Origin of the sequence: Allobosea eneae (assembly GCF_042657265.1) — a bacterium.
GTDB classification, from domain to species: Bacteria; Pseudomonadota; Alphaproteobacteria; order Rhizobiales; family Beijerinckiaceae; genus Allobosea; species Allobosea eneae.
Genome location: NZ_JBHSLW010000038.1, coordinates 1 through 19,694 on the forward strand (window position 1 = coordinate 1; position 19,694 = coordinate 19,694).

Annotated in this window: 21 protein-coding genes and 1 tRNA gene; 5 read left to right on the plus strand and 17 right to left on the minus strand. The window is 66.8% G+C overall.

All coding sequences use genetic code 11. The annotated features are described in order from the left end of the window. Positions 1-90 precede the first annotated feature (90 nt). From ACFPOB_RS22645 to glpK, 3 genes are all read right to left on the minus strand, one after another. The gene (locus ACFPOB_RS22645) at positions 91-312 is read right to left on the minus strand and encodes a helix-turn-helix transcriptional regulator (protein WP_377800648.1); all 222 of its coding nucleotides are present in this window, start codon (positions 310-312) and stop codon (positions 91-93) included. A gap of 293 nt (positions 313-605) precedes the next feature. After that, a tRNA-Gln gene (locus ACFPOB_RS22650) sits at positions 606-679 on the minus strand. Positions 680-849: 170 nt separating this feature from the next. Beyond that, the gene (gene glpK, locus ACFPOB_RS22655) at positions 850-2,337 is read right to left on the minus strand and encodes a glycerol kinase GlpK (protein WP_377800649.1); all 1,488 of its coding nucleotides are present in this window, start codon (positions 2,335-2,337) and stop codon (positions 850-852) included. Positions 2,338-2,586: 249 nt separating this feature from the next. On the opposite strand from glpK, the gene ACFPOB_RS22660 reads away from it, so the two are divergent. Together ACFPOB_RS22660 and ACFPOB_RS22665 are read left to right on the plus strand one after the other, a co-directional pair. After that, a complete protein-coding gene (locus ACFPOB_RS22660; RefSeq protein ID WP_377800650.1) occupies positions 2,587-3,687 on the plus strand; it encodes a Ppx/GppA phosphatase family protein in 1,101 nt (366 codons plus the stop codon). Then, complete coding sequence (locus ACFPOB_RS22665; RefSeq protein WP_377800676.1) at positions 3,684-4,400, plus strand: RlmE family RNA methyltransferase; 717 nt, start codon at positions 3,684-3,686, stop codon at positions 4,398-4,400. The genes ACFPOB_RS22660 and ACFPOB_RS22665 overlap by 4 nt, the downstream gene beginning before the upstream one ends. 8 nt (positions 4,401-4,408) lie before the next feature. Here ACFPOB_RS22665 and ACFPOB_RS22670 read toward each other — a convergent pair whose 3' ends face one another. Genes ACFPOB_RS22670 through ACFPOB_RS22680 form a run of 3 tightly spaced genes read right to left on the minus strand, consistent with a single transcriptional unit; the run spans position 4,409 to position 7,354 of the window. Then, positions 4,409-5,086: an ABC transporter ATP-binding protein gene (locus ACFPOB_RS22670; protein WP_377800651.1), complete on the minus strand. Its 678-nt coding sequence runs from the start codon at positions 5,084-5,086 to the stop codon at positions 4,409-4,411. Next, the gene (locus ACFPOB_RS22675) at positions 5,083-6,330 is read right to left on the minus strand and encodes an ABC transporter permease (RefSeq protein ID WP_377800652.1); all 1,248 of its coding nucleotides are present in this window, start codon (positions 6,328-6,330) and stop codon (positions 5,083-5,085) included. The genes ACFPOB_RS22670 and ACFPOB_RS22675 overlap by 4 nt, the downstream gene beginning before the upstream one ends. 4 nt (positions 6,331-6,334) lie before the next feature. Next, the gene (locus ACFPOB_RS22680; RefSeq protein WP_377800677.1) at positions 6,335-7,354 is read right to left on the minus strand and encodes an efflux RND transporter periplasmic adaptor subunit; all 1,020 of its coding nucleotides are present in this window, start codon (positions 7,352-7,354) and stop codon (positions 6,335-6,337) included. A gap of 137 nt (positions 7,355-7,491) precedes the next feature. Here ACFPOB_RS22680 and ACFPOB_RS22685 point away from each other — a divergent pair, with 137 nt between their 5' ends. Then, complete coding sequence (locus ACFPOB_RS22685; RefSeq protein WP_377800653.1) at positions 7,492-8,181, plus strand: TetR/AcrR family transcriptional regulator; 690 nt, start codon at positions 7,492-7,494, stop codon at positions 8,179-8,181. A gap of 6 nt (positions 8,182-8,187) precedes the next feature. On the opposite strand, the gene ACFPOB_RS22690 is transcribed toward ACFPOB_RS22685, so the two are convergent. The 4 genes from ACFPOB_RS22690 to dctP all read right to left on the minus strand — a co-directional run bounded on the left by ACFPOB_RS22690 (position 8,188) and on the right by dctP (position 11,526). Then, positions 8,188-8,628 carry a type II 3-dehydroquinate dehydratase gene (locus tag ACFPOB_RS22690; protein ID WP_175506785.1) on the minus strand — a complete coding sequence of 147 codons (441 nt, stop codon included), beginning with the start codon at positions 8,626-8,628 and terminating at the stop codon, positions 8,188-8,190. Between the two features lie 16 nt (positions 8,629-8,644). Further along, positions 8,645-9,940, minus strand: coding sequence for a TRAP transporter large permease (locus ACFPOB_RS22695; protein WP_377800654.1), 1,296 nt, complete (start codon positions 9,938-9,940; stop codon positions 8,645-8,647). Beyond that, on the minus strand, positions 9,937-10,455 hold the full coding sequence (locus tag ACFPOB_RS22700) for a TRAP transporter small permease (protein ID WP_377800655.1): 519 nt from the start codon (positions 10,453-10,455) through the stop codon (positions 9,937-9,939). The genes ACFPOB_RS22695 and ACFPOB_RS22700 overlap by 4 nt, the downstream gene beginning before the upstream one ends. Before the next feature lie 87 nt (positions 10,456-10,542). Continuing rightward, complete coding sequence (gene dctP, locus ACFPOB_RS22705; protein ID WP_377800656.1) at positions 10,543-11,526, minus strand: TRAP transporter substrate-binding protein DctP; 984 nt, start codon at positions 11,524-11,526, stop codon at positions 10,543-10,545. Positions 11,527-11,702: 176 nt separating this feature from the next. On the opposite strand from dctP, the gene ACFPOB_RS22710 reads away from it, so the two are divergent. Beyond that, on the plus strand, positions 11,703-12,377 hold the full coding sequence (locus tag ACFPOB_RS22710) for a GntR family transcriptional regulator (RefSeq protein ID WP_377800657.1): 675 nt from the start codon (positions 11,703-11,705) through the stop codon (positions 12,375-12,377). A gap of 71 nt (positions 12,378-12,448) precedes the next feature. On the opposite strand, the gene glpX is transcribed toward ACFPOB_RS22710, so the two are convergent. From glpX to ACFPOB_RS22725, 3 genes are all read right to left on the minus strand, one after another. Then, positions 12,449-13,447: a class II fructose-bisphosphatase gene (glpX, locus tag ACFPOB_RS22715; RefSeq protein ID WP_377800658.1), complete on the minus strand. Its 999-nt coding sequence runs from the start codon at positions 13,445-13,447 to the stop codon at positions 12,449-12,451. A 95-nt stretch (positions 13,448-13,542) separates the two neighbouring features. Next, complete coding sequence (locus tag ACFPOB_RS22720) at positions 13,543-14,883, minus strand: homoserine dehydrogenase (RefSeq protein ID WP_377800678.1); 1,341 nt, start codon at positions 14,881-14,883, stop codon at positions 13,543-13,545. 183 nt (positions 14,884-15,066) lie between these two features. Next, the gene (locus tag ACFPOB_RS22725; RefSeq protein ID WP_377800659.1) at positions 15,067-15,849 is read right to left on the minus strand and encodes a helix-turn-helix transcriptional regulator; all 783 of its coding nucleotides are present in this window, start codon (positions 15,847-15,849) and stop codon (positions 15,067-15,069) included. Positions 15,850-15,921: 72 nt separating this feature from the next. Here ACFPOB_RS22725 and ACFPOB_RS22730 point away from each other — a divergent pair, with 72 nt between their 5' ends. Further along, on the plus strand, positions 15,922-16,458 hold the full coding sequence (locus tag ACFPOB_RS22730; protein WP_377800660.1) for a peroxiredoxin-like family protein: 537 nt from the start codon (positions 15,922-15,924) through the stop codon (positions 16,456-16,458). 6 nt (positions 16,459-16,464) lie between these two features. Here the strand turns inward: ACFPOB_RS22730 and ACFPOB_RS22735 are convergent, their stop codons facing one another. The 4 genes from ACFPOB_RS22735 to ACFPOB_RS22750 form a co-directional block, all read right to left on the minus strand. Further along, positions 16,465-16,896 (minus strand): hypothetical protein, encoded by a 432-nt coding sequence (locus tag ACFPOB_RS22735; RefSeq protein ID WP_377800661.1) that lies wholly within the window; start codon positions 16,894-16,896, stop codon positions 16,465-16,467. A gap of 270 nt (positions 16,897-17,166) precedes the next feature. Further along, positions 17,167-18,387, minus strand: a complete 1,221-nt coding sequence (locus ACFPOB_RS22740; protein ID WP_377800662.1) for an LL-diaminopimelate aminotransferase — start codon at positions 18,385-18,387, stop codon at positions 17,167-17,169. Between the two features lie 150 nt (positions 18,388-18,537). Continuing rightward, complete coding sequence (locus tag ACFPOB_RS22745; protein WP_377800663.1) at positions 18,538-19,164, minus strand: glutathione S-transferase family protein; 627 nt, start codon at positions 19,162-19,164, stop codon at positions 18,538-18,540. A gap of 83 nt (positions 19,165-19,247) precedes the next feature. Further along, complete coding sequence (locus ACFPOB_RS22750; protein WP_377800664.1) at positions 19,248-19,598, minus strand: hypothetical protein; 351 nt, start codon at positions 19,596-19,598, stop codon at positions 19,248-19,250. Positions 19,599-19,694 lie beyond the last annotated feature (96 nt).

The following is a 19,694-nucleotide window of genomic DNA, read 5'->3' on the forward strand; positions in this document are numbered from 1 at the left end:
GATGATCTGCTCTTCCGTGAATCGTGAGGGGCGCATCGTCCGTCTCCGTGAGTGACGGACTCTACTCAAATCTGGAGGAAGATCAGGGTCTCAGGTCAATATCGACTCACGCGGAAGCGTGGCAAAGCGAAGGCCGACCTCGTAGGCGGCCGCGAGAGCATTCCCGAGATGCGTCCCGGCCTTGCCGGCCTCGAGATCGATGATCGTGCGACGGGTCACGCCGCAACGGGCAGCAAGCTCGTCCTGGGTGAGACCAGCTGCCTGGCGGTGCTGGCGGACGAGGCGGCCGAATTCTGCTGCAGTTCGGATCATGCCGCCCTCCCCAGCGGGCCATATCGACGATGAGAAGAATACTGCACATCAGGGCTCCGCTCAACTGCATGTGCATTATTTTTCTCATCACCGCGCCTTTTTGGCACTTGTGCAGAATATTGCTCACGACCGGCGAGCGAATGGAGTGGCTCAAGCTGACGGTGGCTGATGTCGCGGCGTTTAAGCGACGGCGCTTCTGATAGGTGCGGCGGCCTGTCGCGCCACGTCCGGTTGCTACGGATGACTGTTACGGCGCTTTTAGATTTCTCTTTAAAATCAACCACTTAGTGAAGTGGCTGGGGGACTAGGATTCGAACCTAGACAACCAGAGTCAGAGTCTGGGGTCCTACCGTTAGACGATCCCCCAACGGGCGCGTTGTCTGCGACGCGTCGGATGGCGGCGATCTAAACAACCTCGCGCCCGGTTGCAAGCCTTCTGTGACGATTTAGACATGCAAGCTGTTCACGCCAGCTTCCATGCCGCTTCCGAAAGATCGCTCACGCCGCACGGGATGGGCTTTCGCAAGCGAGATTGCGTCAGCCCGCACTGAGCGTGCGCCTGACCGCGTCGCGCCAGCCGGCGACATGGTTGCGGCGGGTCTCCTCGGCGAGGCTAGGGGAGAATCGCCGCTCCAGCCGCCAGCGATCGGCGAACTGTGTCGGCTCCGGCAGCAGCCCGGCGTCGAGCCCGGCGAGATAGGCGGCGCCCAGCGCGGTGGTTTCCAGCACCTGCGGCCGGTCGACCGGGGCGGCGAGGATGTCGGCGAGGCGCTGCATCGTCCAGTCGGAGGCGACCATGCCGCCATCGACACGCAGCACCGTCTCGGCGCCATCAGCCTCTGGCCAGTCGGAGCGCATCGCCTCGAGCAGGTCCAGCGTCTGGAAGCAGACCGAATCGAGCGCGGCGCGGGCGAATTCGCGCGGGCCGGTGTTGCGGGTCAGGCCGAACATGGCGCCGCGGGCATTGGCGTCCCAATGCGGCGCGCCGAGGCCGGTGAAGGCCGGCACCAGATAGACCTGCTGGCCGGGATCGGCCTTGGCCGCGAGCGGGCCGCTGTCGGAGGCCTTCTCGATGATGCCGAGGCCGTCGCGCAGCCATTGCACCGCCGCGCCGGCGATGAAGATCGAGCCCTCCAGCGCGTAGTGGCGCACACCCTTGAGCTGATAGGCGATGGTCGAGAGCAGGCGATTCTGCGAGGTGACGGCCCTGGTGCCGGTGTTGAGCAGCGCGAAGCAGCCGGTGCCATAGGTCGACTTCAGCATGCCGGGCTCGAAGCAGGCCTGGCCCACGGTCGCCGCCTGCTGGTCGCCGGCAATGCCGCGAATCGCGATCGCGCCGCCGAGCAGGCCGGGCTCGCTGTCGCCGAAATGGGCGGCGCAGTCGCGGACGTCAGGCAGCATCGCCGCGGGAATGTCGAGCAGCGCCAGCAATTCCTCGTCCCAACCCCCCTTATGGATATCGAACAGCATGGTGCGCGAGGCGTTGGTCGCGTCTGTGGCATGGACGCGCCCGCCGGTCAGGCGCCAAAGCAGGAAGCTGTCGACCGTGCCGAAGGCGAGCTCGCCGCGGCGTGCTCGTTCACGGGCGCCGGGGACGTGGTCGAGGATCCAGGCGATCTTGGTGCCGGAGAAATAGGGATCAATGCGCAGCCCGGTGCGCTCAGTGACGAGCCTACCGTGTCCCTCCGCCTCCAGCGCTGCGCAGCGCTCGGCGGTGCGCCTGTCCTGCCAGACGATGGCGCGGTGGATCGCCTGACCGGTCTTGCGGTCCCAGACCAGAGTGGTCTCGCGCTGGTTGGTGATGCCGATCGCCGCGACCTCCCCTGCCCGCGCCTCGGCGCGCGCCAACGCCTGCCGGCAGACCGAGAGCGTGCTCTCCCAGAGATCCTCGGCCTCGTGCTCGACCCAGCCTGAAGCCGGGTAATGCTGCGCAAACTCCTGCTGGGCGCTGGCGACCGGCTGCAGATTCTCGTCGAACAGGATGGCGCGGGAAGACGTCGTGCCCTGGTCAATCGCCAGAATCATGCGCCGCGCCGCCATGCCGTTTCTCCCGATTGGTCGCCGCCGGTTTCAAAAGGCCGGCCGGAACCGAGCTTTGCCGTGAAGATTGGGCTCACGCAAGCACAGCGGAGGCCCGCCGCAGTTTCGCCACAGGTTATGCTTGGCAGGGGCCGCGTGCTGTTGTTACGCTGCCCTTCGAATGGAAACGTTCCAGTGTCGTGCTGGACTGTCGGCAGGCCACGATGACGGCCCTGACCGGCGAAGGGTTAGCAAGTGACGGTCGAAGACCGCCAGGACTCCGACCGCCCCCTCGTGGCGGCGGTCCCACTACCGGGCGAGCGGCCCGCGCCGCCGGACGCGGCTCGGTTTGCTCCGGCCCCGTTCCAGCGCCCTCCCCCGACGACTTATGCCGCGCTCGATCTCGGCACCAATAACTGCCGCCTGTTGATCGCGCGGCCGGCGCAGCACGGCTTCCGTGTCGTCGACGCCTTCTCGCGGATCGTGCGGCTCGGCGAAGGCCTCACCGCCAGCGGCAGGCTTTGCGAGGATGCAATGGACCGCGCCGTCGAGGCGCTCAAGGTCTGCAAGAGCAAGATGGATCATCGCGGCGTCACCCGCGCCCGCCTGATCACCACCGAGGCCTGCCGGGCGGCGACCAACGGGGTCGAGTTCGTCCGCCGCGTCGGTGAGGAGGCGCGGCTGAACCTCGAGATCGTCGACCAGCGCACGGAAGCCTCGCTCGCGGTCACCGGCTGTGCCGCGCTGGCGGCGCCCGAGGCGGGCGCGGTGATCGTCTTCGATATCGGCGGCGGCTCGACTGAGATCGTCTGGCTCGGCGGGCGCGAGGCCGGGCGCGACCCGGCCCAGCGCATCCGCGAATGGGCCTCGCTGCCGATCGGCGTCGTGTCGGTGGCCGAGCGCTACGGCGGCGTCGAGGTCGGGCGCGAGAAGTTCGAGCGCATGGTCGATGATTGCAGCGAGGCCTTGGCGCCGTTCGCGGCGAAGGCAGCAGCGGCGCGCAATGCGCCCAATTTCCACCTGCTCGGCACCTCCGGCACGGTGACGACCGTCGCCGGCATCCATCTGCGGCTGCCGCGCTATGACCGGCGTCAGGTCGACGGGCTGTGGATGCAGGATGGCGACATCTGCAGCGTCATCGACGAGCTCGTCGCGATGGACTATGCCCAGCGTCAGGCCAATGCCTGCATCGGCCGCGAGCGGGCCGATCTGGTGCTCGCCGGCTGCGCCATCTTCGAGGCGATAAGGCGCGCCTTCCCGAGCCCGAAAGTGCGCATCGCCGATCGCGGCCTGCGCGAAGGCATCCTGCTCAGGATGATGCATGAGGACCGCGCCTGGTGGCGCCGAAGGCAATGACGACGACGAAATCCGGCGGTGGCGCACGCGACCTGCGCATCAAGGTCAAGAAGCCCGCCAAGCGCAGCCACTCCTCACAGCTCTGGCTCGAGCGCCAGCTCAACGACCCCTATGTGAAGCGGGCGCGCGAGATGGGCTATCGCTCGCGCGCGGCCTTCAAGCTCGCCGAGATGGACGAGCGCTACAAATTCCTGAAACCCGGCCAGAAGCTGGTCGATCTCGGCTGCGCGCCGGGCGGCTGGTGCCAGGTCGCCGGCGCCAAGGTCGGCCTCGACAAGGGCAAGGGCAAGATCATCGGCATCGACCTGCTGCCGGTCGACCCGATCCCGCATGTCGAATTGATCCAGCTCGACTTCATGGCGGAGGAAGCCCCTGCCCTGCTGATGGAGAAGCTCGGCGGCAAGGCCGACGGCGTCATGTCCGACATGGCCGCCAACACCACCGGCCACAAGAAGACCGACCACCTCAGGATCATCGGCCTCGCCGAGGCGGCAATCGAGTTCGCCAATGACGTGCTGGCGCCTGGCGGCTTCTTCCTCGCGAAGCTGTTCCAGGGCGGCGATTCGGCCAATCTGCTGACGCAGCTCAAGCGTGACTTCACCCTGGTGCGCAACATCAAGCCGGCGGCGAGCCGGGCCGATTCCTCCGAGCTCTATGTGCTGGCGACGGGGTTCCGGCGGAAGGCCGAAGCCGAGGCCGACGCGGACGACTGACCGGCGGCTCAGCTCTTCGCCAGCCGGCCGTCGACGAGATGGATGCGCCGGCTCGCCTTCGCGGCCATCTCGGTATCGTGGGTCACGGCGATCACGGTTTTGCCGCGCTCGCGCACCAGCGCATCGAGAATAGCAAAGACCTGATCGGAATTCTTGCTGTCGAGGCTGCCGGTCGGCTCGTCGGCGAGGATCAGCGGCGGGTCGTTGGCGAGCGAACGGGCGACGGCGACACGCTGGCGCTGGCCGCCCGAGAGCTGGTCCGGCCGCTTGTCGAGATGGTCTGCGAGGCCGAGCGCGCTCAGCAGCTCGGTCGAGCGCTCGCGCATAGCGGTCGCACCGAGCCGGCCGAGCCGGCGCATCGGAATCTCGACATTCTCCCGCACGGTGAATTCCGGCAGCAGGAAGTGGAACTGGAAGACGAAGCCGAGCGTCGCCAGCCTGATTCCAGCCCGCTCGCGTTCGCTGAGTCCGGCCGTATCCCTGCCCTCGATGGCGAGCGTGCCGCCAGTCGCCTTGTCGAGCAGCCCGAGCAGATAGAGCAGCGAGGACTTGCCCGACCCCGACGGGCCTGTGATCGCGACGAGCTCGCCCGCCCCGATCGCCAGGCTGATGTCCTCGACCAGCGTCACTGGCACTGCGGCAGGCAGGATGCGGGTCAGGCCTTTTATCTCGATCAGGGCACTCATGTTGCGCCCCGGATGATGTCGACCGGGTTGAGCCGCGCCGCCTGCCGGGCTGGCAGGTAGCCGGCAACTCCCGCCGAGACGAGCGCGAAGCCGGCGGCGATCAGGTAGTGCCAGATGCTCCAGGCCAAAGGCAGGCGGGTGATCTCCTGCGCGACATTGGCGCCCGACAATTCGAAGCGGACCAGCGAGAGCGCGAAGCAGAGGAGGAAGCCGACCGCCCAGCCCACCAGCGAGCCGCCGGCGCCGAGCGCCAGCCCTTCGAGCAGGAAGAGGCGGCGCATATCGGTCTGCGTGAAGCCGAGCGACTTCAGGATGGCGATGTCGCGCGCCTTCTCATGGGTGATGGTCGAGATGATGTTGAAGATGCCGAAGCCGGCCACCAGCAGGATCGCGCCGACGACCGTATACATGATCACATTGCGGATCACGAGCGCCTCGAGCAGCGACTCGTTCGCCTCCTGCCAGGCCATCGCCTTGTAGCCGAGCTGCGCCTCGGCCCGGCGCGCCACCTGCGGCGCGGCGTTGGGGTCGTCGAGCTTCAGCCTGATCTCGTTGATCGCGTTGGGGCGCTCGCTGAGGATCTGGGCGTTCTTGAGCAGGACATAGCCCTCGCCCTCGTCGCGGGCGGTGGTGCCGGTGTGGAACAGGCCGACGATCTTGAAGGCGCGGCTCTGGCCGGTCGAGGAGACGACGGTCACCGTGGTGCCGAGATCGGCGCCGAGGCGCTGCGCCAGCTTGTCGCCGACGACGATGTTGTTGCCGCCGGCGATCAGCGAGGTGAAGCTGCCCTGGCGGAAATCCTTGGCGAGCGAGGAGACCTGCATCTCGGCCTGCGGCTCGATGCCGATGATGGCGATGCCGACATCGCGCCCGGAATAGCGCACCACGCCTTGCGTCTTCAGGCTGAGCGCGAGCCGCCCCGGCACCCAGGCCCTGAGCATCGCCACCGCCTCGGTCGGGTTCAGGATGCCGCGCCGGTCGTCCTTCGGCCGCAGGCCGGCGATGTGAACGGCGGCGAAGGCATCCTGCGCCGGCTGACGGCGGGCGCTGCGATACTCGTCGGTGATGTCGACATGCGGCATGGTGTCGACGAGGCGCGCGACGAAATCGTCCTCGCCGCCCTGCATCAGCGAGGCCATGGCGATCGAGAAGCCGACACCGAGCGCGACGCCGATGATCGCGACCAGGGTCTGCCGGCCGCGGCCGCGGATATGCGTCAGGGCCAAAGCGAGGATCAGCCGCATGGCTTCAGCCTCCTGCCGGCGCAACCCGGGCGCCGTCGCCGAGCTTGTCGGGATAGGGCATGACGACCCGCGCCTCTTCCGTCAGCCCCGAAAGCACCTCGACATCGCCGGTGCCGCGAATACCGATCGCGAGCTCGCGGCGGCGGGCGCGGTCGCCGTCGACGACGAAGACGGCATTGCCCTGCACGGCGGCGACCGGCAGCAGCAGGGCCTCCTTCGCCACCCGCACGATGATGTTGAGCTCGACCGTCATGCCGATCAGCAGGGGCGCATCGTCCGGCAGAGCGAGGTAGACGCGATAGGTCTTGGCAACGGGATCGCCCTTGGGCGTGATACTGTCGACGGTGCCCTCCAGCGTCCGGCCGGGGAAGGCGTCGGCCCGGATCAGGGCGCGCTGGCCGGGCTTGACCTGGGGGATATCCTCCTCGTTGACCTCGGCGACGACGCGCAGCGGCCTGGCCTCGCCGATCCAGAACAGGACGGTGCCGGGCTCGGCGATCTCGCCGACCTCGCCGTCGCGGCGCAGCACCGTGCCGCGCATCGGGGCGCGCAGGATATAATTCTCCAGACGGGCGGACTGGCCGGCGATCAGCGCCGAGGCCTGGCTCATCTCGCTGCGGGCACGGTCGAGCGCCTGCTGGCTCCCGACATTGCGCTCGACCAGCACCGCGAGCCGGTCGTGCTCGGCGGTGGCGAGCTTCTGGCGGGCCTTGAGTTCGGCCAGGGTCGCCTCGGCCTGGACGCTGTCGAGGCGAGCGAGGACATGCCCCTGCTCCACGCGCTGGCCCTCGCAATCGCAGCGCTCGACGATGCGCTCGCGCACCAGCGCCGCGACCTTGGCCCAGTTGCGCGGCTCGACCGTGCCGGTGGCGTAGACGATCTCGGCGGCATCGCCGCGCTTGGGTGCGACGGCGGCAACCGCAGCCGGCTTGGTCAGGAACCAGTAGGCGCCGCCAGCGGCGGCGATGGCCGCGGCGGCAAGAAGAAGACGAGAGAACTTCACGACATCCCCCGCAGGAGGCATCACGCCGGCCTGCCCTGCTCGCGATCATCGCGAGTCGAACGCGTTGCGCCGGCAGCGTCTTGCGCGCACAATCGCGAAAGACCGACCGTCGGTCATTTTACAGACCGACGGTCGGTCGTCAAGAGAAAGCGTGTTGGATGCCCCGTATCGTGAAGTCCGCGGATGATCGCAGGAACGAGATCCTCGACGGCGCCCAGGCGCTGTTCTTCGAGCGCGGCTACGAGCGGACGACGGTCAACGACGTGATCGCCAAGGTCGGCATCTCGAAGGGCGGCTTCTACCACCACTTCTCGGCCAAGGAGGATCTGCTGGAGGGGATCACCGCCCGGCTGGCGCAGGACGCCGTCGCGCGCGTCCGCGACATCCTCGACGACCCCGCGCTCGGCGCACTCGAACGCTTGAACGCTTTCCTCGCCCGCTCACGCCAGATGAAGCGCGAGGACGCGCCGAAGCTGCGCGCCGCCTTCGACGTCATCTTCCGGCCCGAGAACCTCCTGCTCTACCACAGGATCAACGCCGCCTCGATCGCGGTGATGCGGCCGGTCCTGACCCGCATCATCGTCGAAGGCACGGCGGAAGGCGTGTTCGCGGTGCCTGAGCCGGAAGCCGCGGCGGACATCATCCTGCATATCGGCGCGAGCACGCACGACATCATGGCGCGCACCATCGCCGCATCGGGCACGGCCGAGGAGGATGCGGCGATCGACGAGCTCGACCGGCGCCTACACTTTTACGGCATCGCAGTCGACCGCATCCTCGGCCTGCCCGACGGCAGTGTCCCCTTCGTCGAACCCGGTTTCACGCGCGCCGTGATGACAGCGCGCTGATTGGTATCAGCCGGCGCGGCCCGCAAGGTCGATCGCCGCCTTCACCGCGACCGCGTAGCCCTGCGGCCCCAGCCCGGCGATGACCGCCGTCGCGGCGAGCGAGACATAGGATTTGTGGTAGTGCGGCTCGCGGCGGTGGATGTTCGAGATGTGGAGCTCGACGATCGGCCCCGGGAACATCTTCAGAGCGTCGAGGATCGCGATCGAGGTGAAGGAATAGGCGGCGGGGTTGATGATGATCGCGGCGCCCTGGTCGATCGCCTCGTGGATCCAGTCGATCAGCTCGTATTCGCGATTGCTCTGGCGGAAGACGATCTCGCGCCCGCCGGCAGCCTCAACGCACATCGTCTCGACCTCGGCGAGCGTGGTGGAGCCATAGATCTGCGGCTCGCGCGTGCCGAGCCGGTTCAGATTGGGGCCGTTGAGGACGTAGATCGGCTTGCTCACGGGAACGGTCCTCTTGTCAGCCCTGGTAGCCCATCAGGCGCGGCAGCCAGAGCACGAGGCTGGGGAAGAAGGTGATCAGCGCCAGCGCGACCAGCATGGCGCCGAGGAAGGGCATGCATTCGCGCACGATCTGGCGCAGCGGCACCTCGGCGATGTTGGTCATGATGAAGAGCAGGAGGCCGTAGGGCGGCGTGATCAGGCCGAGCATGATGTTGACGATCACGACGACGCCGAAATGCACCATGTCGATGCCGAGCGCCTTGGCAGTCGGGATCAGCACCGGCACGACGATGAGCAGGATCGCGGTGCCCTCGAGCAAACAGCCGAGGATCAGCAGCAGCAGATTGACCAGGATGAGGAAGCCGAGCGGCGACAGGTTCCAGCCGGCGAGCAACACGCGCAGGCTGTCGGGGATGTTCTCGACGGTGACGACATAGTTGAAGACCAGCGCGCCGGCGATCAGCATGCCGATCGAGGCGGTGGTCCGGGCGCTGTAGGCGAGCGAACCGTAGAAGGCGCGGAAACTGACGCTGCGATAGAGCAGCACCGAGACGGCGAGCGCATAGGCGGCTGCAACGGCGGCGGCCTCGGTCGGCGTGGTCGCGCCGCCATAGATGCCGCCGAGCAGCACGACCGGCATCATCAATGCCGGCAAGGCGCGCCAGGTGATGCCCGGCAGGCGGCGCAGGGGGATCGGCGGCTCGACCGGGAAGTTGCGGCGCCTGGCGGCCGAGGCGACGATCACCATCTGCGCCAGCGCCATCAGCAGACCGGGAATGACGCCGCCGAGGAAGAGGAAGCCGATCGAGGCATCCGAGACCAGCGCGTAGAGCACCATCGGGATCGAGGGCGGGATGATCGGCCCGATCACCGAGGAGGCGGCGGTCAGCGCCGCGGCGAAGGCCGGCGGATACTTGCCGTCCTTGGTCATCATCGCCTGCATCATCCGGCCCGTGCCGGCAGCGTCGGCGATGGCCGAACCGGACATGCCGGCGAAGATCACGCTCTGGACGATGTTGACATGGGCGAGCCCACCCCTGAAGCGGCCGACCAGCGCATCGCAAAAGCGCAGCAGGCGTTCCGTCATCGAGCCGATGTTCATCAGCTCCGCCGCCAGGATGAAGAGCGGCACGGCGAGGATGACATAGTTGGTGTACATGCCGTTGAGCAATTGCTCGGCGGCGATGGAGAGGTCCTGCCCGGCGACGAGAAGGTAGAGGATCGAGCCGGCGATCATCGCATGGCCGATCGGCAGGCCGAGCAGCGAGAGCGTGACGATGGCGAGGATGGCGAGGGAGAACGGCGTGCTCATACCCCCGAGCCCGCCGTGGTCGGATCGAAGGCCTCCGGCGCCTTGCCGCGCAAGGCGCTGAAGCCGAGCCAGAGATAGCGGATGATCGCGCCGACCGCGAAGGCGATGTAGATCGCATAGACCCAGTTGAACGGGATCTTCAGATAGGCAGTGCGCTCGACCTTCATGAAGGCGACGTAGTCGGCCATCGCCGGCAGCGAGATCACATAGAGGACGACGAGCGCGACCGACGTGATCAGCGCCATCACCCGGCGCGGGCCCGGCCCGACGGCGCCATAGATGATGTCGAAGCGGATCTCCTCGCTCTCGCGCAGGACGAAGCCGGCACCGAACAGCACGAGCCAGAGCCAGAGGATGACGCTGATCTCGTGCGTCCAGCCGATCGGGAAATTGAGCAGATAGCGGAAGACGATCTGCACCAGAAAGACGAGGAACATCGTGCCGAGCATCAGCGCGAGCAGATTCTCGGCCCGGCGCGCCATGAAGGCGCCGAGTGCTTTCAGCGAGTTCGGCATCGCCCCTCCGGTGAAATTCGGCCCGCCGGCCCCTCCCTCGGCGGGCCACGCCGGCCCCGAGAAGCCAGCGTTTGACCTCAGTCGCGCCTAGAGCGCGTTGATCTTGTCGATCATGCCGGGCACCCAGCCCTTGGCCAGCTCTGATTCCAGATACTTTTTCTGCGCGAAGTCGCGGAAGGCCTTGAGGTCGGGCGTATAGACCTCGAGTCCCTGCTTCTTGAAGAAGTCGACCAGCTCGGCCTCCTTGGCGAGGTGCTCCTTGGTGCTCCAGTCGATCGCGGCATCGGCCGCGGCCTGGAAAGCCGCCTGCTTCTTCGCATCCATGCCGTCCCAGACGCGCTTGGTGACGCAGAGCAGGTCGAAGCCGACGAGATGCGAGGTCAGCACGATCTGCGAGGAGACCTCGTAGAACTTCATGTTCTGGACGTTGGGCAACGGGTTGTCCTGCCCGTCGATCGCCCCGCTCTGCAGGCCGGTATAGACCTCGGCATAGGCCATCGGTGTCGGGTTGGCGCCGAGCGACTGGCCGAGGAACTGCCAGGCGTCGCCGCCCGGCATGCGCAGCTTGACGCCGGCGAGATCGGCCGGAGTGCTGACCTTCTTCTTCGGCTTCAAGCCGACCTGACGGGCGCCGAAATAGGTCGGCCCGAGGATTTTGATGTTGAGCTTGTCCTCGGCCATCTTCTTGAGCTCAGCGCCGACCGGGCTGGCGAAGACCTTCTTGAGATGGTCGGCGTCGCGGAAGAGATAGGCCGAGGTGACGATCGACCAGGCCGGAATCTGATTGGAGACGTCCTGCGGCGCGATGTTCCCCATTTCGAGGTTGTTGCGCTGCATGGCGACCAGCTCGGTGCCCTGCTTGAACAGGTTGCCACCGTAATAGGGCTGCAGCGTGAAGTCGTCTTTGATGGCCTCGCCGAACTTCTTCATCATCTCGGCGCGGATGTCCTGCTCGGAGAACACTGCCGAAAAGCGCAGATTGGGCTTGGCCTGCGCGAAGGACGTACCACCCGTCAGTGCCAGCGCGCCACCGGCCGCCAGCAGAGCGCGCCTGTCGATTCCCTGTTTCATGCCGTTCCTCCCTGCGGGTTGGCCCCGCTTCATGGCAGACCATGCACAACGGCAATTCGGCAATCAACTGGTATTTTGAGTTTCCTCTGATGATTTTCATTTCACCAGAGCAATTGTGCCTCGCCTGCTCCGCGGCTAAGCTGCGCTGCCAGCCGCAGTTCCGGACGGACCCACGCATGTTGAACTACGCGCCGCCGACCGCCTCGATCGGAGAGCTCGCCTATCGCCGCATCCGCGCCGACATCGTCTTCGGACGGCTCGCGCCGGCGCAAAGGCTCAAGCTCGACGATCTGCGCGAGACCTACGGGACCGGCATCAGCACGTTGCGCGAGATCCTGAACCGGCTCTCCTCGGAAGGTCTGGTCGAGGCCGAGGGGCAGAAGGGCTTCATGGTCGCGCCGGTCTCGGCCAGGAACCTGAGCGAAATCGCGGCGCTGCGCCTGTTGCTGGAGGGGCACGCCCTCGCCCAGTCCTTCGCGGCCGGTGACATGGAATGGGAGGGCCGCGTCGTCGCCGCCCATCACAAGCTGGCGCTGATGGAAAAGCGCATGCTCGACAATGACCGCGCCGATCCCGAACTATGGAAGCGCTATGACTGGGAGTTCCATCACGCGCTAGTCTCGGCCTGCGGCTCGCAGGTGCTGATGGAGACGCATGCCTCAGTCTATGACCGCTATCTGCGCTACCAGATGGTCGCGGTGATCTTCCGCGGCGAAATCGCGGCGCAGGAGCACCAGATCCTGCTCGATTGCGCCATGCGCCGCGACATCGCACGCGCGACCGACGTCCTGACGACGCATATCCACGCCTGTGTCGAGCACACCCTCACCGGCGGCAGGCTGCAGGACTGAGCGAGCCGAAAAAAGAAGGCCCGCCCCACGTCTCGGTGGAACGGGCCTGCCTGTCACAATGAGCTATGCGCTCAGTCGAGCTTGAATTTCGACAATTCGCGGTGCTCGCCATAGATGCGGCGGACCGTGCCGGTGATCGAACGATAGACGATCGTCTCGGTCTCGATCACTTCCGGCCCGAAGCGCACGCCCGAGAGCATGCCACCATCGGTGACGCCGGTGGCGCAGACGATGACGTCGCCCGAGGCCATCTCGGCCATGTCGTACTTCTTGTTCGGGTCCTTGACGCCCATGGTCGCGGCGCGTTTGCGCTTCTCCTCGGTGTCGAGGATCAGGCGGCCCTGCATCTGGCCGCCGACGCAGCGCAGCGCCGCCGCGGCGAGGACACCCTCGGGCGCGCCGCCGATGCCGAGATAGAGGTCGATGCCGGTCTTCTCCGGCTCGGTGCAGAAGATCACGCCGGCGACGTCGCCATCGGTGATCAGGCGGATCGAGGCACCGGTCTTGCGGACCTCGGCAATCAGCTTCTCGTGGCGCGGCCGATCCATGATCAGCGTGTTGATCTCGTGCGGCTTGACACCCTTGGCGCGAGCGAGCGCATTGACGTTGTCGGCCGGGCTGGCATCGAGATCGACGATGCCCTCGGGGTAGCCGGGGCCGATCGCGATCTTGTCCATATAGACGTCGGGAGCGTAGAGCAGCTGGCCAGCGCCGGCCATCGCCATCACCGCGATCGAGCCGGGCATGTCCTTGGCGCAGAGCGTCGTGCCCTCGAGCGGATCGACGGCGATATGGACCTTGGGACCGGTGCCGAGGCCGACCTTCTCGCCGATGAAGAGCATCGGCGCCTCGTCGCGCTCGCCCTCGCCGATGACGATCTCGCCGTCGATCGGCAGGCGGTTGAGCTCGCGCCGCATCGCGTCGACCGCCGCCTGGTCAGCCGCCTTCTCATTGCCATGGCCGCGCCAGCGCGCGGCGGAAACGGCGGCGCGCTCGGTGACGCGCACGAGTTCCATCGAGAGATAGCGCTCGATGATCTGGTCGGGCGAGATGCGGAGGTCTTCGGACATGGGGACTCCCTAGCGCGATGAGCGGGTGGGCAAGGTGAATAGCGAGCGGATTGGCGAGGATATGGCGAAGCCGTCGACGACCGCGCCGATCATGCTCACTCCCGCTCGATGCGGATGACTTGCGGCGCCTCGGCGATATGGCCGTCGGCGCTGACCTTCTCCAGGGCGCCGCGGATGGCCTGTTCGCTGGTGGCGTAGGTGATCAGCACGACCGGAACCGGCGCGCCGGAACGTCCGCCGGGGTCCTGCTGGGCAGCGACCTCGGAGCGGCGCTGGACGATGCTCTCGAGCGAGATGTCGGCCTGCGCCATCCGGGTCGCGATCGCAGCCGCAGCGCCGGGACGATCGGCGACAGCGAGGCGGATATAGTAGCCGCCCTCATGGCGCTGCATCGGCGCGCGGGTCGGCTGCTCCAGCCGCGCCACCGGCATGCCGAAGGGCTGGCCGGCCGTGCCGCGGGCGACATCGGCGATGTCGGCGATCACGGCGGAGGCCGTCGGGCCGCCGCCGGCGCCGGGGCCGACCAGGGTAATCTCGCGCACCGCATCGGCGTCGATCGTAACCGCATTGGTCACGCCCATCACCTGCGCGATCGCGGAGGATTTCGGCACCATGGTCGGGTGGACGCGCTGCTCGATACCAGTCTTGGTGCGCTCGGCGACGCCGAGCAGCTTGATCCGGTAGCCGAGTTCGTCGGCCATCTTCAGGTCGAGCGGCGTGATCGAAGAAATGCCTTCGACATGAATCGCTTCGGCGTCGATCCTCGTACCGAAGGCGAGGCTGGTCAGGATGGCGAGCTTGTGGGCGGTGTCGAAACCCTCGACGTCGAAGGTCGGGTCGGCTTCGGCATAGCCGAGGCGCTGGGCATCCTTCAGGCAGGCCTCGAAGGTCAGCCCCTCCAGTTCCATGCGCGAGAGGATGTAATTGCAGGTGCCGTTGAGGATGCCGTAGAGCCGGCTGACATTGTTGCCCGAGAGCGCCTCGCGCAGCGTCTTCACCACCGGGATGCCGCCGGCCGAGGACGCCTCGAAGGCGAGCGCCGCGCCCTTGCTCTCGGCGAGCTCGGCAAGCGCGATGCCATGGGCCGCGAGCAGGGCCTTGTTGGCGGTGACGACATGCTTGCCGGCGAAGAGCGCGGTCTCGACGGCCTGCTTGGCCGGGCCGTCCGAGCCGCCGATCAATTCGACCAGGCAGTCGATCTCGGAGGACGCAGCGAGCGCCACGGGATCGTCGAACCAGGCGAAGCCGGAAAGATCGATGCCGCGGTCGCGGTTGCGATCACGGGCCGAGACCGCCGTCACGCGGATCGGGCGGCCGCAGCGGGCGGCGAGCGCGTTCTCCTGGCGCTTCAGAATGCCGGCGACCGACGCGCCGACTGTTCCCAGGCCGGCGATGCCGACGCGCAGGGGCCTGATCTCTGAGGGAGCAGCGTGCATGGTCATGGGCGGCGGGGTCGCATGAGGCGCGCGGGGAGTCAACGGCGAAGGGGTGGAGGGAACCTGTCCGGAAGCGCCGGATTGAGTAGGTAATGCGGAGAGATCACGATTCTGAAGGTCGGATCGATCGTCTGGGGCGTGCGCGACGTGCCACGGAATATCCGGACGGAATCCGCTTCTGCGTCATCGAGACGTGAGAGCTGCCCGCCCCGGCACGGCATGCTCCTGACGCATCAGGATCGGCGGCTCGCCGAAGGTTCGCTGATAGGCGCGAGAGAATGCGGCGGCGCTGCTGTAGCCGATACGCCGCGCGACCAGTTTGACGCGGCTGCCCCGTTCGAGCTCGCGCCGGGCCAGCACCATTCGCCAATGCGCCAGATGAGCCATCGGGGTCGTGCCGAGCACGCGCGGGAACAATGCCATGAACCGTGTCCGCGACATGCCGGCGATCGCGGCGAGCTCGTCGACGCTCCAGCCATGCGCCGGGGCTTCCTGCATCGCGACGAGCGCCGGAAACAGCTGCGGATGCGACAGCCCTGCCAGCAGCCCCGGCCGGGCCGAGCCCTCGTCGATCATATGGCGCAAAAGCAGGAGCAGAAGCAGCCTGCAGAGATTGTCGAGCGCGATCTGCCGGCCGCAGCGCCGGGCAGACGCTTCCGTAGCCAGAAGATCGGCAACCGCGCGCATCGCCGGCGCCGCCTCGAAAGCGAGCTCGACCCGGTCCGGCAGCGCCGCGATCAGCGGGTTGGCCGGGCCGCCGAAGTCGATGCTGACCGCAGCCAGCACCTCTTCACCCGGATTCGCCGCAGCCGGCGCATGCGGCAGGAAAACCAGCGAGCGCAGCTCTCCCGCCTGCCCGAGCAGGAGCAGATTGGCGGCTTCCGGCATTGCCTGCTCCGCCGCAACGTCGAAGGCCGCAAAGAAGCTCGACAGGCGATCGCGCCGGATAGCGGGATTCTCGATCATGCGATTGGAACCTTTCGTACCCGATAATATGCAAATTTCAGGCGATAGTCGCAATCACACGAGGTTCTTCCGATGCTCACCCCGCGCCAGCTCGTACCATCTCTCTCCGTCGATACGCTCGCGCATGGTCGCTTCGACCTCCAGGCGGCCACGCCCGAGCGCTTCACATTGATCTGCTTCTACCGGGGCCTGCACTGCCCGATCTGCGCCAACTATCTGAAAGAACTCGAACGCCTGACTCCGGACTTCGCCAGCCGCGGCGTCGAGACCGTCGCGATCAGCAGCGACGGGCCGGAGCGTGCCGGCGAGATGGCGAAGAAGATCGGCGCCGACCACCTCAGGATCGGATACGGGCTTGCCCCGACCAAGGCGCGCGAATGGGGGCTCTACATTTCAGCCTCCCGCGGCAAGACCTCGATCGGCATCGAGGAGCCGGCGCTCTTCTCCGAACCCGGCGTGTTCCTCGTCCGTCCCGACCGGACCCTCTATTATCTCTCCGTCCAGTCGATGCCGTTCGTGCGGCCGAACTTCGCCGAAATGGTCGCGGCGCTCGATTTCGTCATCAAGAACGACTACCCGGCGCGAGGCGAGTTCACCGGCGCGGTCTGAGAGCGCTCACTCGAAACGGCAGACGACCTCGGCGGCGAGCTTGTTGAGCTTGCCGCCCTCGAAACCGAGATAGAGCCGCAGCAGCTGGTTGCCGAAGGCGGTGATCTTGATGGTGCGCAGCGCCTCGACGCTGTCGCCGTCCGCCTGGGTCGAATTCTCGTCGACCGGCTTCCAGAACCAAGGCTTCGGCGCCCGGATCAGGGTCTGCGCCAGCAATTGCTCGGCCTCGGCGCGGCCCATGCCGGTCGGGAAATACTTGGCGGCGATCTCGCTGGCGTCGCGGCCGCATTCCTTGGCGCGCGAGGCGGTCAGCACCTCGGCGATCAGGGCCGAGTCGGTGTCGGTGGTGCGGCCACGCGAGAAGTCATAGGTCGCGAACAGGCAGACCAGCGCGAACAGGCCGAACACGATCCCGATCAACCGGCCCTTCGAGAGCATGATGCGCGCTCAGTCCCTGCTATCCGCCCGGCGCTTGGGTTCCCATGTTTCGGCGGCCTGGTCCAGTGCCGGCGCGCAACACCGCTGCCGTCTTTCCGGGACGATCGCCCACGCCCCTGAGCGGCGCCCTCCTCGTCATGGTCGGGCTTGTCCCGACCATCCACGCCTTCGCGTCGCAGATCGCACGTGGTGTTCAAGACGTGGATGCCCGCCACAAGGGCGAGCATGACGAGCTGGACCAGCGTGATGGTTGTCGAACGGAGTCCTACCCTACCCCGCCTTCGGCATCTGGATGACGTTGTGCAGGGTCTGGTCGGCGCTCTTCAGGAAGCGGCCGACATTGCGTGCCGCCTGGCGGATGCGCTGCTCATTCTCGACGATGGCGATCCGGACATAGTCGTCGCCATGCTCGCCGAAGCCGATGCCGGGCGCGACCGCGACCTCGGCCTTCTCGATCAGCAGCTTGGAGAACTCGAGCGAGCCGAGATGGCGGAATTTTTCCGGGATCGGCACCCAGGCGAACATCGAGGCCTGCGGCGCCGGGAACTCCCAGCCGGCCTTGCCGAAGCTCTCGACCAGCGCATCGCGGCGCTTGCGATAGGTCTCGCGCATCTCGCGGATGCAGTCGTCCGGGCCGTTCAGCGCCGCCGCGGCCGCGACCTGGATCGGCGTATAGGCGCCGTAGTCGAGATAGGACTTCACCCGCGCCAGCGCCGCCAGCAGCTTCTCGTTGCCGACGGCGAAGCCCATGCGCCAGCCGGCCATGGAGAAGGTCTTCGACATCGAGGTGAACTCGACGGCGACGTCGATCGCGCCCGGCACCTGCAGCATCGAGGGCGGCGGATCGTTCTCGTCGAAATAGACCTCGGCATATGCGAGATCGGAGAGCAGGATCAGCTCGTGCCGCTTCGCGAAGGCGACGAGATCGCGGTAGAAATCGAGCGAGGCGGTATAGGCGGTCGGGTTCGCCGGGTAGCAGGTGACGAGCGCGATCGGCTTCGGCACCGAATGCGCCATCGCCCGCTCGACCGCCGGGAAGAAGGCCGGCGTCGGCTCGGCCGGAACCGAGCGGATCACGCCGCCCGCCATCAGGAAGCCGAAGGCGTGGATCGGATAGCTCGGATTGGGCACGAGTACGACGTCGCCCGGGCCGGTGATGGCCTGCGCCATATTGGCGAAGCCTTCCTTCGAGCCGAGCGTCGCGACGACCTGCGTATCGGGGTTCAGCGTGACGCCGAAGCGGCGCTGATAGTAATGCGCCTGGGCGCGGCGCAGGCCGGCGATGCCCTTCGAGGCGGAATAGCGGTCGGTGCGCGCCTTGCCGGCGGTCTCGACCAGCTTTTCGATGACGTGCTTGGGCGCCGGCAGATCGGGATTGCCCATGCCGAGATCGACGATGTCGACGCCCTTGGCGCGCTCGGCAGCCTTGATCTTGTTGACCTGTTCGAAAACATAGGGCGGCAAGCGCTTGATGCGATGAAAATCGGTCATGTCGAGAACAGGTCCTTGCGGATCGCCGCGCGACGGCGCAGCAAATCACATTCTTGCGTTACGTTGCCTTACCACCGCAGCTTTCGCCCCGACAGCGCAAAAAACGCAAGATTCAGCGAAACGCAACGCATGCCGCATTGCGGCAACGCTTCAGGACGGCGGAATGAAGGGCTGGCTGACCCCCCGGAACACGTCGAGTTCCTCGCATCGGGCAGAATGCGCCAGTAGCGCGGGATAATCAGCGAGGGTGACGAGGTCGGGATGGGCATCGCCGGCGAATCGTAGCGCGCAGGCGAGCGCGATGTCGGCATGGCCGATGCGATCGCCGAACCACCAGTCGCCCGGGCGTTCGGCCCGCTCGCGCTGCAACGCGGTGAGGACGCCTGCGATCTGGCCGCGGCAGCGCCCGGCCCAGACGTCGGAAACCTGATCGTGCAGCCGCAATTCGTAGAACAGGCTGACCGCCTTCTCGGCGAGCCCCATCGCCAGCGCGGCGACGCGCACTGCCCGATGACGCGCCGGCTCCTCGCGCGGGAACAGGGCGCGCTCGGGCGGCACGAGACCGTCGAGATAATCGAGCATGGCATGGCTCTCGACCAGCACGAGCCCATCATCAAGCTCCAGCGTCGGCACGCGGACGAGAGGATTGAGCGGCGCGATTTTCTCACCATCGCCGAAGACGGACCAGGGCCGGTGCTCGAAGGGCAGATCGTACAGTGTCAGCGCGATGCCGACGCGGCGCACGAACGGCGAATCATATTGGCCGATCAGGATCATCACTGGCGCTCCACGATGCGAACGCCATTGGAAGGGAGATGGCTGCGCCGGGCAAGCGGGCCATCCGCGGTCGGCCGAGACGATCAATCCGTCGGCAGGACCGCCGGAGCCGGAGGTGGTGTCTTGCCGAGCCCCTGCGCCTGCGTGCCGGCGGCCTCGTTCGAGATTCGCTTGGCTTCGAGCTCAGCCTCGAGCTTCTTGAACTCGTCGACCGTCTTGCGCTTGGCCTGACGCGTCGCTGTCGTGCCGATGGGGATGTACTTGGGATCCTGCGGCCGGGTCTCGAGCACGAAGGGTTTGGGGTCGCCGGGTTTGGTGGCAAGATCCGTCAGTTCGGCGACCCCGCGCGTGGCCTCGCAACCTCCGAGCGCGGTTCCGACGAGCAGGGCGAGTCCAGCCGCCCTGAGCGAGATTTCGGTGCGCCTGTCAGCCATCGCCCTGCTTCCGCAAATTTTCTTTGTCACTCATACCGGTTAGGTCCTTAATGGGTCCAAAATGGGGAGTGCAACTCCTGCTTAAGGCTATCGAGG

What these genes read in the sequence shown, in the direction of transcription:
- ACFPOB_RS22700 (WP_377800655.1), bottom strand. Translation starts at nt 10,455, where the DNA reads ATGCCGAACTCGCTGAAAGCACTCGGCGCCTTCATGGCGCGCCGGGCC.
- ACFPOB_RS22675 (WP_377800652.1), bottom strand. Translation starts at nt 6,330, where the DNA reads ATGCGGCTGATCCTCGCTTTGGCCCTGACGCATATCCGCGGCCGCGGC.
- glpX (WP_377800658.1), bottom strand. Translation starts at nt 13,447, where the DNA reads ATGTCCGAAGACCTCCGCATCTCGCCCGACCAGATCATCGAGCGCTAT.
- ACFPOB_RS22750 (WP_377800664.1), bottom strand. Translation starts at nt 19,598, where the DNA reads ATGGCTGACAGGCGCACCGAAATCTCGCTCAGGGCGGCTGGACTCGCC.
- ACFPOB_RS22710 (WP_377800657.1), top strand. Translation starts at nt 11,703, where the DNA reads ATGTTGAACTACGCGCCGCCGACCGCCTCGATCGGAGAGCTCGCCTAT.
- glpK (WP_377800649.1), bottom strand. Translation starts at nt 2,337, where the DNA reads ATGATTCTGGCGATTGACCAGGGCACGACGTCTTCCCGCGCCATCCTG.
- ACFPOB_RS22670 (WP_377800651.1), bottom strand. Translation starts at nt 5,086, where the DNA reads ATGAGTGCCCTGATCGAGATAAAAGGCCTGACCCGCATCCTGCCTGCC.
- ACFPOB_RS22665 (WP_377800676.1), top strand. Translation starts at nt 3,684, where the DNA reads ATGACGACGACGAAATCCGGCGGTGGCGCACGCGACCTGCGCATCAAG.
- ACFPOB_RS22680 (WP_377800677.1), bottom strand. Translation starts at nt 7,354, where the DNA reads ATGCCTCCTGCGGGGGATGTCGTGAAGTTCTCTCGTCTTCTTCTTGCC.
- ACFPOB_RS22745 (WP_377800663.1), bottom strand. Translation starts at nt 19,164, where the DNA reads ATGATCCTGATCGGCCAATATGATTCGCCGTTCGTGCGCCGCGTCGGC.
- ACFPOB_RS22725 (WP_377800659.1), bottom strand. Translation starts at nt 15,849, where the DNA reads ATGATCGAGAATCCCGCTATCCGGCGCGATCGCCTGTCGAGCTTCTTT.
- ACFPOB_RS22735 (WP_377800661.1), bottom strand. Translation starts at nt 16,896, where the DNA reads ATGCTCTCGAAGGGCCGGTTGATCGGGATCGTGTTCGGCCTGTTCGCG.
- ACFPOB_RS22695 (WP_377800654.1), bottom strand. Translation starts at nt 9,940, where the DNA reads ATGAGCACGCCGTTCTCCCTCGCCATCCTCGCCATCGTCACGCTCTCG.
- ACFPOB_RS22720 (WP_377800678.1), bottom strand. Translation starts at nt 14,883, where the DNA reads ATGCACGCTGCTCCCTCAGAGATCAGGCCCCTGCGCGTCGGCATCGCC.
- ACFPOB_RS22730 (WP_377800660.1), top strand. Translation starts at nt 15,922, where the DNA reads ATGCTCACCCCGCGCCAGCTCGTACCATCTCTCTCCGTCGATACGCTC.
- ACFPOB_RS22645 (WP_377800648.1), bottom strand. Translation starts at nt 312, where the DNA reads ATGATCCGAACTGCAGCAGAATTCGGCCGCCTCGTCCGCCAGCACCGC.
- ACFPOB_RS22685 (WP_377800653.1), top strand. Translation starts at nt 7,492, where the DNA reads ATGCCCCGTATCGTGAAGTCCGCGGATGATCGCAGGAACGAGATCCTC.
- dctP (WP_377800656.1), bottom strand. Translation starts at nt 11,526, where the DNA reads ATGAAACAGGGAATCGACAGGCGCGCTCTGCTGGCGGCCGGTGGCGCG.
- ACFPOB_RS22740 (WP_377800662.1), bottom strand. Translation starts at nt 18,387, where the DNA reads ATGACCGATTTTCATCGCATCAAGCGCTTGCCGCCCTATGTTTTCGAA.